Genomic DNA, 12,054 nt, shown 5'->3' with positions numbered 1-12,054 from the left:
AATGAAGGCCGTTTTTTATTGCGGCGGCACTGTTGAGGGCTGTACGACAGGTTTGGGTGACGATACCTCTTTGCCAATCTGAATCGCTGCCAGCGTGGTCTGTATGGTGGTCAACACCGCCGCCTGATTGGCGAAATGTGCGCCAACAAGCAAGGAAGCCACGCCGAGGAAATGCACAGTGGTGGCAGCCCAGTAATTGGCCTTTACCGTCGATGCCTGCCTGATCGCTTCCCGCGATTCGTCGGCAATTTTCTGCACGCCCATCCACATCACGTCATAACGCTTGTCCCGCTCCTGCAGTGCCTTGTCCCGTTCAAGATAGACCTTGTCCCGCTCTGCCTGAGCAGCGAGGAACCCGCGAATGTCGGCGCGCATTTCTGCCACGCGGCCGTCCATCCTCGTCTCGATGGTCTCTATCCTGGCATCGAATTCTTCGCGACTTATGCTGCTCATGGTTTGCCTGTCCCGCCCTGCATTCGATCTGTCCGTGACCGCATATTGATTCACTTCCCTGATTTTCAATTCGGCACCTTTCTGCGGCTACGCGGCCTTCCCTGGCTCTCCGTTTCGATGCGTCACTGAGGTCTGCATCGAGCTGTAGTGACAATAGAACTCATCACGGACTACAACAAGCCGGCCCATTCTGTCTCGGACGTAGGCTGTTTCGTCAGCAATTGTAGCCTCGGGCAAAACCCTGAACCACTTATTCGTTTTCCAGCGCAAAGGCCTCAACGATCTGCTCGATGACCGCCCGTACCCGCGCGGTGTGACGCAGGTCGGCATGGGTGACCAGCCACACTTCATACGGCAGCGGCCGGGTCCGCTCCGGCCAGAGTCTGACCAGGCCGTCGCGTTGCCCCATGTAAACAGGTATCTCGCCTACCCCGAGGCCAGCGGCAATAGAGCGGCGCACCAGAAGGCTGGAGCTGAGCGTGGTGACGATGCGTCCGCGGGTCAACGGTTCAGAGACCAGCGTAAGGTCTTTTTTGCTCTGTAAGTACGGCTGATAGACCACCAGATCATGGCCCTCGAAAGCGCTGCCGGGCTGCGGTTCTCCATGGCGATCGACATAGGCCTGTGCTGCGAAAAGTCCTACAGGCCAACGGGCGATCCGTCGAGCGATGAGATCGGGGTTATCCGGCCGGGTATTGCGCACCGCGATATCGGCCTCGCGCTTGGCCAGACTGAGGATTTGCGTCGACGCATCCAGCTGGATCTGCACATCTGGATGTTGATCATGCAGGCGCGCCATTGCCGGAATGATGAAGTCAATGGCCATCGAGTCGGTGGTGCTGACCCGTACGTTACCGGTCAGACGGTCATCCAGCCCGTGGATGTGTCGCTCCAGTTCCAGCGCCGAATGCTCCATTTTTTCCACACTTTCACGCGCCGCTTCACCAACGGCGGTCAGCGCGTAACCGTCGGAGGTACGCAGGAACAGCGTCGCGCTCAATGCCTTCTCCAGCGCAGTAATGCGCCGTCCGACCGTGGCCTGATCGACGCCCAGAACACGCGCAGCCCCGCGCAATGTCGACTCGCGACAGACCGCCAGAAACACTCGCGCATCATCCCAATTCATACTGATCCTCTTTGAAGCATTTTTGCATCATTGTGCCGCTTAATCGCTGCGTATGCGCAGCAACGATAGCCGATAAGCTGAGCGCCATACACCTCTTGTGAGATCGCGATCATGCGTACTGCAAATTCTACCGGCATCTGGCTGCCGATCTTCGCCGGACTTTGCGCCAGTCTGGTCAGCATTGGTCTGGCGCGTTTCGCCTACACGCCGCTGATCCCTTCGCTGATTCAGGCGCAGTGGTTTTCGGCCAATGATGTCGTCTACCTCGGCGCGGCCAATCTGGTTGGCTACTTGATCGGCGCCCTGCTCGGTCGGCCCATGGCTCACCGAACAGGCAACCGCAACGCCTTGCGCCTGATGATGCTGGCGGTCACGGCGGCATTCTTTGCCTGTGCTTATCCGCTGTCGGTGAGCTGGTTCTTCGGCTGGCGTTTGCTCTCCGGGATTGCTGGTGGCGCGATCATGGTGCTGGTGGCGGCAACCGTGCTGCCTCACGTTCCGGCTGCTCGCAGAGGCTTGGCCAGTGGCGCAATCTTCCTTGGCATCGGCCTGGGGATTGCCGGCTCCGGCACCATCGTGCCGCCACTGCTGACTCTTGGCTTGCAGGCAACATGGCTGGGACTGGGCGCGCTGGCGTTGTTGCTGACCGCGGTGAGCTGGTTCGGCTGGCCTGCGGATACCACGCATGCCGTGGCTGCGCACGCAACGTCGGCTGATGAGCCAACACCGCCAGGCGTTTACCTGTTATTCGCTCAATACGCGTTCATGGCCGCCGGGCCGGTGCCTGCAATGGTGTTTCTGGTGGATTACGTAGCGCGTGGATTGGGTGCCGGGGCACATATCGGCGCAATGGTCTGGGTCATGTATGGCCTGGGGGCGATTGTCGGGCCGGTGACTTACGGGTTTCTGGCTGACCAGCTTGGCGCCCGTACTGGTATTCGACTGGTGTTGGTAGTGCAAGCCATCGCCCTCGGTTTGCTGGCCGTCTCCCATTCATTTCTGGCGCTGGCTTTACTGGCGGTGATTCTCGGCTCGTTCCCGCCGGGCATCGTGCCGCTGGCCCTGGCCCGGGTGCATGAACTGGTGCCGTCGCATCACCGTCAGCAGATCGCCTGGAGCCGTGCCACTGTGTCATTCGCAACCTTTCAGGCGCTGGCCGGGTTTGCCTATTCGGCATTGTTCAATGCCTCGGGCGGCCAGCACACGCTGCTGTTTGTGATCGCCGCTGGCGCAATCGTCGTCGCTCTACTGCTGGAGCAAGCCATGCGCTGGCTGCCCTCTACAACTGAACCCCGTTGCGCGGCGAACTGAAGGGAATCATTGCGCGCTGCCAGCGTTCCCATCTACACGACCTTTTTCACAGGAATCGACAATGTCACTGCCCAACGAAATGACCCGTATTGAAATCACCGAACCCGGCGGCCCTGAAGTATTGCAAGCCAGGCGCGTGCCTCTGCCGACCGTTGCCGAAGGCCAAGTGCTTATCCGCGTTCACGCTGCCGGCATCAATCGTCCGGATGCCTTGCAGCGCGCCGGCAAATATCCGATGAAACCCGGGATGGACCCGATTCCCGGCCTGGAAGTGGCTGGCGAAGTGGTTGCACTGGGTCCCGGAGTTACGCGGTTCGCTGTGGGCGATCGTGTGTGCGCACTGACCAATGGCGGCGGATACGCCGAGTATTGCGCGGTACCCGCCGGCCAGACTTTGCCTGTGCCGGATGGAGTCGATTGGGTCCAGGCCGCCGCGATTCCGGAAACGTTTTTCACCGTCTGGGCCAACCTGTTTGGCCTCGGCGGTGCCAAGGCCGGCCAGCGCGTGCTGATTCACGGCGGCACCAGCGGCATCGGTACCACCGCGCTGATGCTCTGCCGTGAATTCGGTATTGAGGCGTTCGCCACCGCCGGCAGTCCTGAAAAATGCGCCGCAATCAGCAAACTTGGCGGGCAGCCGATCAACTATCGGGAAGAAGATTTTGCCAAGATCATTGCCGAGAAGACCGCAGATCAAGGCGTGCACGTGATTCTCGACATCATGGGTGGCTCGTATCTGAACGGCAACATCAGCGCACTGGCAATGGATGGCCGACTGGTGATGCTCGGCTTTCTCGGTGGCGCCCGCGCTAACGACGTGGATCTGCTGGCGATCCTCGGCAAACGCGCGGTGGTCACCGGTTCGCTGCTGCGCGCACGTACCGCTGCGGAGAAAGCCGCCATCGCCGATCAACTGCAAGAACACGTTTGGCCTGCCCTCAGCGCCGGGCGCTGCCTGCCGATCATCGACAAGGTTTACCCGCTGGCTGACGCGGCTCAGGCCCATGCCCGCATGGAGGGCGGCGATCACATCGGCAAGATCGTCCTGCAAGTGGCGTGAGCGATTGCAGCATCTTGTAATCGTTGCACATGCACGGTGGTCGAAAATAATCACGCGCAGACCGAGGCATCTGGTAAAAAGCGTTCTTTGTCTGCGCCGTGGTGAAACGATTAATGTTCCTGTCCTTGCTGACTCGTCTGCGACGCCGCCGCCTGGCGTTCGCCATGATGGCCGCGCTGATCATTGGCGTGCCGACGAGTTGTGCGGTGCTGGAACACACCGAGCGCAAACTGCTTTTTCGCATTGAGCCGGGCACTGCCGGCTGGTATCGCGGACTGCCCGGGAGCGTTCAGGAATTCGATCTGCAACCGAAGAGTTTCAAGGCCGGGCAGAACATCCATGCCTGGTGGTGGCCGGCGGAACGTGCCAATGCCCCGGCAATCCTTTACTTGCATGGCGTGCGCTGGAACCTCACCGGACAGTTGTTCCGCATAGAGCAACTACGCGCGGCGGGCTATTCGGTGCTGGCCATCGATTATCGAGGGTTCGGCCAAAGCAAGGGTGATCTACCATCCGAAAGCAGCGTTTATGAAGATGCCCGCGTGGCGTGGGAGCGCTTCCAGTTGCTGCAACCGGACCCGAACAAGCGCCTGATCTACGGCCACTCTCTCGGTGGCGCGGTGGCGATTGATCTGGCGGCCGAACTGGGACAGAACGCGGCGCGCAACCACACACCTCTGCCGGTACGCGGTCTGGTCATTGAATCGACCTTCACTTCTCTCGCCGACGTAGCCGCCGCCGTGGCCAACACCTCGCTCCCGGTGCGCTGGTTGCTCTCGCAGAAATTCGACTCCATCGACAAGATCGCCGATATTCATATGCCGCTTTTGGTGGTGCATGGCCTGGCTGATGCCTTCGTGCCGCCGCGCTTCAGCGAGCAGCTGTTCAATGCCGCTGAGCAGCCCAAGCGCCTGTTGCTGGTGCCCGGAGCAACGCACAACAACAGCATGGCGCTTGGCGGTCAGGGGTATCGCAAGGCTCTGGATGCGTTGATGCAGAGCAAGCCGTTGCCGCGGGTGGCCGGGCCGGCAGTCGCCAAGGGTTCTGGCGATTCCTAAGCTGTGTTACCAGTGCTGGATAAAGGGGCATCAGCGCCGAGCCAATTCGTGGCGTACGCATTGCTCATAATAGGTCTGCTTGACCGCTGCCGGTTTGAGCTTGGAACTGCTGTTGTAGGTCTGCTCGGTAATCCCCATCGCGGTCATGCGCATCCAAGGCTGCTGGAACCGGCGAACCTGCAATTGCTTGCGCGCGCCATACAATGAAACTCCTGACAATTTCGATCGCTGCGCCCCGGCAGCGATATCCGAGCCCCAAGTGCAGGCAAAGCGATGGCCTTTGCTTAACTCTTTTGCCTGCACTCCCGAGGCGATCAAAGCCAGGGAAAGCATCGCAACGGTGATGACAATCGTCCGCATATAGCCAACCTAACCTTTTGAAAAAAGGCGATTTTGCCGGGGCAAAATGTCTCTGGGGGCCAGCAATTTGCCTGCTGTCAGGATTTTTTTCATCAGGGTGAAATTCGCCGCTCGTCCAGTACCGCGCACCTTTGCCAGACAGGCCTATCCAACGCTGTACATCCCACCGCGCAGAAGGCCCACGTGATGAACAAGAAAATTTTCGCCTTGTCGTTTTTCAGCCTGTGCCTGATCGGCCCGATTCACGCTTCGGCAGCCGAATCCACGGCGGGCGCAGCAACCCCTGCCACGGCCTTGCCCGGCGTCAATCATGCAGAAAGCTCTCGCGACCATGACGAGAAGGCGAACAAGAAAGGCGAAGAGTCCTCAGGCGCCAACGCGGGATCAGAGCCGCATGAGACAGAAAAGGATGCCGCGACGTCGAGCGATTCCGAAGACCTGGATAAAAAACCCGCTCAGTAAGAGTGGATTCGCTTTTAGTAACGAAAATCCGACACCGAAACTAGCGCAACACCGGGTGATATCAATATGATGCGCGCACTGGCCGCCATAGAGGGCGGCCAGAGGAAAATACATCCAAAGAATGCAAATGAAAGATTTCGTCATCGGCGTCAACAACATCGTTCTCTACATCGCATTGGCGGTCATCCTGATCGTTTCCCTCTTCATGATGAGCCAGAGCTTTCTCTCGGGTCTCGGTATGTTCGTAGGCGGCACCCTGGGCTGGTGCATTGTCTCCGGCTTCTGGTTCGTGCAATCGGCGACCTATGAAGAACTGCGCAAGTTGAACTCGAAAACCAACTGATCTGCGCCGAGTATTCGTTAAAGAGAAAAGGCCAATGTCATCGACATTGGCCTTTTTTTTAGCGGCGAAGAGGCTGGTTCGTCATTGTTTGGTGCACTGAGCGCCCAGTCCCATGCCCATGGAACCCAGAGCTACCATCGGGCCGCTCGGCAGCTCGCACATATACTCACCGCTTTCGGTTTGAGCGGTATAGAAAGTTGTATTGAAGTCACTGCGGATGTTGGAAACCTTGATCACGGGTTTGCCGATGGTGGTCTGTGCGCGATTCTTGAGATCACTCTCCCCCGGCTTTACGGTCTGGCATCCAGTGACCGCGAGGACCAGTGTTGCGATTAAAGCGAGAACCGGAATAGTCCTTGATGAGTTCATTGCAGATCGACCTTTTTGATTTTGTACCGGAAAAATTTGACAGTCAGCTGCCAAGCGACAGGACTTTAAGGTCGAGCCGGAACAGGGGCAATTAGGTCGAATGTGCTAATGGCTGAGGGCTAGTGGCGCTCTCAGTGAGGTTTTGCGACTGTCTTCGGGATCGCAGGTCGCTACTAATGAGTTGGTGAAACTGCTATCCGCAAGCGATCACTGCCCTCCTCCTGACAATCAATACGGACCGGCAAAAACAGCTGGATGACTTCAATGTTGCTGCGTAAATGATCAGTCATGCGCGGCGTGGTGAACGATCCACCGCCGGCCAGCGCCATCGGCAACAGCAACTGATCGGCCAGATGCTCAGCCACCGCAGCACCACTACGCAGCCAGTCAGCAGCCTGATTGATCGCGGCATCCGCTACTTTCTCAGCGCGTAACGACACTTGGCCAAATGCGCTGAACACTTCAGTGACGTGTTCGAAAACGTACTCCAGCAATAATACATTGCCCGGGCCGCGCGCCGGATCAAGCGTCACTTGGTGCAGCGCGTCCGCTGGCCAGTTCAACCGCTTGGCCACTTGGCTCAGTTCTCGCTGAGCGACGGTAGGCGCAAGTCCGGCAGTCAGCGCCAGAGCCTGTCGTGAAATCGCCTCGCCGCGCTCACACACATCCAGTCGCGTCAGGCGCGACGGCTGCACCGTCACGGCAATCTCGCCACCGCCAGCCGGTACGAAACCATGACGCAGCAACTCCAGCTCGACATTGCCGCCCATGCGCCGCAGCAGCGGTAGCCAACTGCGCGAGAGGAAATCCGTCGGCGGTGCCAGCGGATTGTGGGTGCCACCGGAGATCGTCACTCGGCTGGCCTGCGGCGCCCGCAACAAGGCTGGCAACAGCGTCTGTAGCACCAGCGTGCAACTGCCCGCCGTGCCAATAGCGAACTGAAAGTTGCCTCCGCGAATCTCGCCCGGTTCGAAGCTCAGGGCTTGCGACCCCAGATGCGCACCAGATATCTCTGCACCACAAACCTCGGCCGCCGCCATCACGGCTGTCAGATGTTGACGCAGCAGTCCCGGACGGCTGCGTCTGGCGCGGATCTGTTTAATACGAAACGCCCGGCCTGTCACCATCGACAGGCTCAGCGCACTGCGCAACACCTGGCCACCACCAATGGCGCCGTCCAGTTCAATTACATCCTTTTTCATTGCAATTCCTTACGCGTACAGCCTGACGGTGTTCCTGAGGTAGCGATCCAGCCGCCGCGAGTCTTCCTGAGTTCTGGGTAATGTTGGCGCTTCGCGCTCAAGCTCAGCCGCGATGAACCGGTGCAGCGCCGGACGACGCGGCCCGTAAGCGCTCTCGTCGGCATTGCGCTTGAGCGCCAGCAGTTCGTCGACTTCGCTGAGCAGCGCGCGATCATCGACGGTGCTCAGCAGGTCGGCGAAGACCATCGGTGGTCGGCCTCGCCCCTGATCGATCCAGCGCACCGCGAGCAAGGGCCGTAGCACATAGAAATACTTTTTGAAGCGAACAGTTTCGCCTTGCAGGTAACCACGAAAGTTCTTCTTCGCCATCGACAGATAGTGGTTGCGTGCCGCTGGCGGGCTGTAGAACGCTTCGGCCAGTTCGCGCAACTGCGCCACCTGAGCGCTCTCGCTGCGATAGACCAGCGGCGAATCGAGCCACTCGAGCAACGTCGGATTGGATTTGCGCAACAGACCGAGGGTCTTGCGCAATTCCCATCCGCTGACGTCGAGCTCATCGTCCAGCGGTCGCTCGATTACATCACGAGGCGTATCGACCTGGACGAACCACTCAGGCTTTTCCACGTACACAAACCGCACGTCGTAATCGCTGTCGGTGGAGGCGAAGCCCCAGGCCCGACTACCTGATTCACACGCATATAAAACAGTGACATTGCGCTCGCGCTCCAAACGCGCCAGCTCGGCCAGCACCCGTGTGCGCATCGTGCCGCACAGCGGGTGACGCTCTTCGAATTCCATAACCTCTTTCCTTATCCTTTGACGCACACCACCTGACGCAGGGTGTGCAGCACTTCCACCAGCTCACGCTGGGCGTGCATGACTTTGTCGATGTCCTTGTAGGCCATCGGAATTTCGTCAATCACCGCTTCGTCCTTGCGGCATTCCACGTGGGCCGTGGCGCGAATCTGATCGGCGACGGTGAAGGTATTCTTGGCCTTCGTGCGGCTCATGGTGCGCCCGGCGCCATGGCTGCAGGAACTGAATGACTCTTCATTGCCCAGACCGCGAACGATGAAGCTCTTGGCGCCCATCGAGCCCGGAATAATCCCCAGCTCGCCCTTCTTCGCTGACACGGCGCCTTTGCGGGTAATCAGCACGTCTTCACCGTAATGCCGTTCCTTCTGCACGTAATTGTGGTGGCAGTTGACCGCCTCCAGCGCCACTTCGAACGGCTTGCGGATGATCTGCCGCGTGGCCTGAACCACCGCGCGCATCATCAGTTCACGGTTCTGTCTGGCGAAGTCCTGCGCCCAGCCAACCGCCTCCACGTAATCATCAAAATGCTGACTGCCCTCTTCGAAATAGGCCAGGTCACGGTCCGGCAGGTTGGCAATGTGCTGACGCATATCGGCTTGGGCCATCTGGATGAACAGGTTGCCGATAGCGTTGCCGACGCCGCGCGAACCACTATGCAACATGAACCAGACACGGTTGGCTTCATCCAGGCACACTTCGACGAAGTGGTTGCCACTACCGAGCGTCCCCAAATGCGCCCGGTTGTTGGTATTGGCCAGTTTCGGATACTTGTCGGTGATCAATTTGAAGCGCGGCTGCAACCCCGCCCAGGCCTGATCGGCTTGCTGCGGAACCTGGTCCCAGGCGCCTTTGTCTCGCCGCGAACGATTCGAACTGCGGCCGTGCGGCACCGCTTGTTCGATTGCAGTACGCAATCCATGCAGGTTGTCTGGCAGATCTGCAGCCGTCAGCGACGTACGCGCAGCGATCATGCCGCAACCGATGTCGACGCCCACCGCTGCGGGAATGATCGCGCCGACCGTTGGAATCACGCTGCCAATTGTCGAGCCCTTGCCCAAGTGCACATCGGGCATGACCGCCAGATGCTTGAAGATGAACGGCATTTTTGCCGTGTTCATCAACTGCGCGCGGGCTTCGTTTTCAACCGGGACACCTTCGGTCCAGAGTTTGATGGGCTTGCCGTTGGCGACTTCGAGAAGCTGGTAGGTTTGGTCTTTCATATCTTGGTGTCCATGTTCGTTTCCATCAGCATTGCAGCCGCTGTGCCAGCTTTGGATGCGGCTATGGTTGTTTCTGCTATGTTTCTGATTTTGATAGCTTTTATCTCTGATTGGACGAGGCTCGATAATCTATGGAAGACAAATCTAACCAGCAAAATTATCATTGCATATCGTCATTTATCTTATGAGATAAGCATGCCCAACAAACGCACGGTCGCCATCGGATTTATCGGAGCCACCCTCGATCGTGTCGGCAAAGGTGCCAGCCGGTGGAATTATTGGCGACCAAGCGTAGGTCTGTGCCAACAAACAGGTCTCCCTATCCATCGGCTTGAATTGATTCACGGCCTCGACGCGCGCGACGTCAGCCTCGCCGAGCGCGTCCGAGCGGACATCCAGCAGATTTCTCCAAGCACCGAAGTGCGCCTGCATCCACTGTCGCTGCGCAACCCTTGGGATTTCGAGGAGGTGTACGGCGCCCTGCACGACTTCACCACTGCGTACAATTTTGACACCGAGCACGAGGATTACCTCGTCCACATCACCACCGGCACCCACGTCGCACAGATCTGCTGGTTCCTGCTCACCGAGGCGCGCTATCTGCCGGCCCGACTGATCCAGACCTCCCCCGCCAAGCGCAAGAGCGAGAACGAGCCCGCCTGCGGCACTCATGCGCTGATCGATCTCGATCTGTCGCGCTATGATCGGATTGCTTCACGCTTCGCCAGCAAACGTCTGGAAGGCCTGGAATTTCTCAAGTCCGGCATCGCCACGCGCAACCCGGCCTTCAACCGCTCCATTGAACAGATCGAGCGCGTTGCGCTGCGCTCCAAAGCCCCCATGCTGCTGATCGGCCCGACCGGCGCCGGCAAATCCTTCCTGGCGCGGCGCATCTACGAACTCAAACGCAATCGCTATCAGATGCAGGGCCGCTTTGTCGAAGTCAACTGCGCCACTTTGCGTGGCGACGGCGCGATGTCGGCCTTGTTCGGCCACGTCAAAGGCGCCTTCACCGGCGCGCAGAACTCTCGCGATGGCCTGCTGCGCGCCGCCGATGGTGGCATGTTGTTTCTCGATGAAATCGGTGAGCTCGGCGCAGACGAACAAGCGATGCTGTTGAAAGCAATCGAAGAGAAACGCTTCTTCCCGCTGGGCTCGGACAAGGAAGTCGAGAGTGATTTTTTGATCATCGCTGGCACCCACCGCGACCTGCGCAGCCGGGTCGCCGAAGGCCTTTTTCGCGAGGACCTGTACGCAAGGATCAACCTCTGGACATTCGACCTGCCCGGCCTCGCCGGTCGCCGCGAAGATATCGAGCCGAACATCGACTTCGAACTGGAACGCCATGCTCGAGAACAGGGTGAGCGGGTGCGCTTCAATCTGGAAGCACGCCGACGCTACCTGGCCTTCGCCAGCTCACCTGCAGCAGCCTGGCTGGGCAACTTTCGCGAGCTGTCCGCATCGATTACGCGGATGGCAACTTTGGCCGACAGCGGGCGCATCGATGAAGCGCAGGTCGATGATGAGATCGAACGATTGCGATATGCGTGGGGCTTGGCGCATCCCTCTGCGCTATCGACTGAGTTGCCAGGAGATGGCGAGAGCATGGACTTGTTCGATCGCTTGCAATTGAAGGCTGTCATTGAGGTGTGCCAGCAGGCGGACAGCCTGTCGGATGCCGGCCGACAGTTATTCGGGGTTTCCCGGCAGGCCAAGGCGCAACCCAATGATGCCGATCGCTTGAGGAAGTATCTGGGGCGGTTCGGGCTTGAATGGGGTGAGGTAGTTGGCGCGAAGTAACGCTGTGTTCCTGCTTATGCGGCGCGAATGACTACTGTAGAAAAAATGAATTAGCCGCCTGATCTCTCGGTCAAGAATTATGAACGCAGTAAATCTGACGAGGTGACAGCAATGACTATCCAGGCAGAGACACTCGTACAACTGACCGAAGCGCTTCAAGAGCGCGGCATGAAGATGGTTTCAGATGTTCATTTCACTCGCGCGCCGTACCGATACAACCACCGTTGGATCTGCATAGTCGAGTAAACACGCTTGTTGCCGGCGCCTGGATCGATCATTCAGGTGCCGGCGCCGCTCGGCTTCGCCCTTAAAACCCAGATAACCGTCCCCACATAAATCTCGGCTACGTTGGGAGAGGATTCGGTGGCAATAAAAAACCCGGCGCGATAAGACTGTGTGAAAACGCACTGATGGCGGTCCCAGCAAACGCCCCGACTTGTACGGGGCGTTTGCTTTTGTGCTCACAGCAGACGA

The 12,054-nt window shown here is 58.9% G+C and carries 13 protein-coding genes; 6 read left to right on the top strand and 7 right to left on the bottom strand.

Going from position 1 to position 12,054, the window contains the following annotated elements:
* Positions 1 to 15: 15 nt before the first annotated feature.
* Both D8U71_RS00065 and D8U71_RS00060 read right to left on the bottom strand, forming a co-directional pair.
* Positions 16 to 522: a hypothetical protein gene (locus D8U71_RS00065; RefSeq protein ID WP_241664185.1), complete on the bottom strand. Its 507-nt coding sequence runs from the start codon at positions 520 to 522 to the stop codon at positions 16 to 18.
* Positions 523 to 703: 181 nt separating this feature from the next.
* The gene (locus D8U71_RS00060; protein ID WP_130886900.1) at positions 704 to 1,579 is read right to left on the bottom strand and encodes a LysR family transcriptional regulator; all 876 of its coding nucleotides are present in this window, start codon (positions 1,577 to 1,579) and stop codon (positions 704 to 706) included.
* A gap of 111 nt (positions 1,580 to 1,690) precedes the next feature.
* Here D8U71_RS00060 and D8U71_RS00055 point away from each other — a divergent pair, with 111 nt between their 5' ends.
* The 3 genes from D8U71_RS00055 (at position 1,691) to D8U71_RS00045 (ending at position 5,008) form a co-directional block, all read left to right on the top strand.
* Positions 1,691 to 2,890, top strand: a complete 1,200-nt coding sequence (locus tag D8U71_RS00055; protein WP_130886899.1) for a YbfB/YjiJ family MFS transporter — start codon at positions 1,691 to 1,693, stop codon at positions 2,888 to 2,890.
* A gap of 61 nt (positions 2,891 to 2,951) precedes the next feature.
* Complete coding sequence (locus D8U71_RS00050; RefSeq protein ID WP_130886898.1) at positions 2,952 to 3,950, top strand: NAD(P)H-quinone oxidoreductase; 999 nt, start codon at positions 2,952 to 2,954, stop codon at positions 3,948 to 3,950.
* A 113-nt stretch (positions 3,951 to 4,063) separates the two neighbouring features.
* Entirely contained in the window at positions 4,064 to 5,008 is a 945-nt protein-coding gene (locus D8U71_RS00045) for an alpha/beta hydrolase (RefSeq protein ID WP_130886897.1), read from the top strand.
* Positions 5,009 to 5,038: 30 nt separating this feature from the next.
* On the opposite strand, the gene D8U71_RS00040 is transcribed toward D8U71_RS00045, so the two are convergent.
* Positions 5,039 to 5,368, bottom strand: a complete 330-nt coding sequence (locus D8U71_RS00040; protein WP_024012417.1) for a hypothetical protein — start codon at positions 5,366 to 5,368, stop codon at positions 5,039 to 5,041.
* Positions 5,369 to 5,554: 186 nt separating this feature from the next.
* Between D8U71_RS00040 and D8U71_RS00035 the strand changes: the two genes are divergently transcribed.
* Both D8U71_RS00035 and D8U71_RS00030 read left to right on the top strand, forming a co-directional pair.
* Positions 5,555 to 5,830, top strand: coding sequence for a hypothetical protein (locus D8U71_RS00035; protein WP_024012416.1), 276 nt, complete (start codon positions 5,555 to 5,557; stop codon positions 5,828 to 5,830).
* Between the two features lie 127 nt (positions 5,831 to 5,957).
* Positions 5,958 to 6,173 carry a hypothetical protein gene (locus D8U71_RS00030; protein ID WP_016774063.1) on the top strand — a complete coding sequence of 72 codons (216 nt, stop codon included), beginning with the start codon at positions 5,958 to 5,960 and terminating at the stop codon, positions 6,171 to 6,173.
* A gap of 81 nt (positions 6,174 to 6,254) precedes the next feature.
* Here D8U71_RS00030 and D8U71_RS00025 read toward each other — a convergent pair whose 3' ends face one another.
* The 4 genes from D8U71_RS00025 to D8U71_RS00010 form a co-directional block, all read right to left on the bottom strand.
* Positions 6,255 to 6,542, bottom strand: coding sequence for a hypothetical protein (locus D8U71_RS00025; RefSeq protein ID WP_122707059.1), 288 nt, complete (start codon positions 6,540 to 6,542; stop codon positions 6,255 to 6,257).
* Between the two features lie 173 nt (positions 6,543 to 6,715).
* Positions 6,716 to 7,744 (bottom strand): RNA 3'-terminal phosphate cyclase, encoded by a 1,029-nt coding sequence (rtcA, locus tag D8U71_RS00020; protein WP_130886896.1) that lies wholly within the window; start codon positions 7,742 to 7,744, stop codon positions 6,716 to 6,718.
* Between the two features lie 9 nt (positions 7,745 to 7,753).
* Positions 7,754 to 8,542, bottom strand: a complete 789-nt coding sequence (locus D8U71_RS00015; protein WP_125926674.1) for a nucleotidyltransferase domain-containing protein — start codon at positions 8,540 to 8,542, stop codon at positions 7,754 to 7,756.
* An 11-nt stretch (positions 8,543 to 8,553) separates the two neighbouring features.
* Entirely contained in the window at positions 8,554 to 9,780 is a 1,227-nt protein-coding gene (locus D8U71_RS00010; protein ID WP_130886895.1) for an RtcB family protein, read from the bottom strand.
* A gap of 195 nt (positions 9,781 to 9,975) precedes the next feature.
* Here D8U71_RS00010 and rtcR point away from each other — a divergent pair, with 195 nt between their 5' ends.
* The gene (rtcR, locus tag D8U71_RS00005; protein ID WP_125926751.1) at positions 9,976 to 11,580 is read left to right on the top strand and encodes an RNA repair transcriptional activator RtcR; all 1,605 of its coding nucleotides are present in this window, start codon (positions 9,976 to 9,978) and stop codon (positions 11,578 to 11,580) included.
* The last annotated feature ends 474 nt before the right edge of the window (positions 11,581 to 12,054 follow it).

Origin of the sequence: Pseudomonas sp. Sample_21 (assembly GCF_004307525.1) — a bacterium.
Classification (GTDB): domain Bacteria; phylum Pseudomonadota; class Gammaproteobacteria; order Pseudomonadales; family Pseudomonadaceae; genus Aquipseudomonas; species Aquipseudomonas atacamensis.
The sequence above is the reverse complement of the archived record's forward strand: the minus strand, read 5'-3'. Positions and strand labels throughout refer to the sequence as shown.

Coding starts and splice junctions, on each gene's coding strand:
- D8U71_RS00055 (WP_130886899.1), top strand. CDS start 1,691: ATGCGTACTGCAAATTCTACCGGCATCTGGCTGCCGATCTTCGCCGGA.
- D8U71_RS00010 (WP_130886895.1), bottom strand. CDS start 9,780: ATGAAAGACCAAACCTACCAGCTTCTCGAAGTCGCCAACGGCAAGCCC.
- D8U71_RS00030 (WP_016774063.1), top strand. CDS start 5,958: ATGAAAGATTTCGTCATCGGCGTCAACAACATCGTTCTCTACATCGCA.
- D8U71_RS00035 (WP_024012416.1), top strand. CDS start 5,555: ATGAACAAGAAAATTTTCGCCTTGTCGTTTTTCAGCCTGTGCCTGATC.
- rtcA (WP_130886896.1), bottom strand. CDS start 7,744: ATGAAAAAGGATGTAATTGAACTGGACGGCGCCATTGGTGGTGGCCAG.
- D8U71_RS00060 (WP_130886900.1), bottom strand. CDS start 1,579: ATGAATTGGGATGATGCGCGAGTGTTTCTGGCGGTCTGTCGCGAGTCG.
- D8U71_RS00015 (WP_125926674.1), bottom strand. CDS start 8,542: ATGGAATTCGAAGAGCGTCACCCGCTGTGCGGCACGATGCGCACACGG.
- D8U71_RS00040 (WP_024012417.1), bottom strand. CDS start 5,368: ATGCGGACGATTGTCATCACCGTTGCGATGCTTTCCCTGGCTTTGATC.
- D8U71_RS00045 (WP_130886897.1), top strand. CDS start 4,064: ATGTTCCTGTCCTTGCTGACTCGTCTGCGACGCCGCCGCCTGGCGTTC.
- D8U71_RS00025 (WP_122707059.1), bottom strand. CDS start 6,542: ATGAACTCATCAAGGACTATTCCGGTTCTCGCTTTAATCGCAACACTG.
- rtcR (WP_125926751.1), top strand. CDS start 9,976: ATGCCCAACAAACGCACGGTCGCCATCGGATTTATCGGAGCCACCCTC.
- D8U71_RS00050 (WP_130886898.1), top strand. CDS start 2,952: ATGTCACTGCCCAACGAAATGACCCGTATTGAAATCACCGAACCCGGC.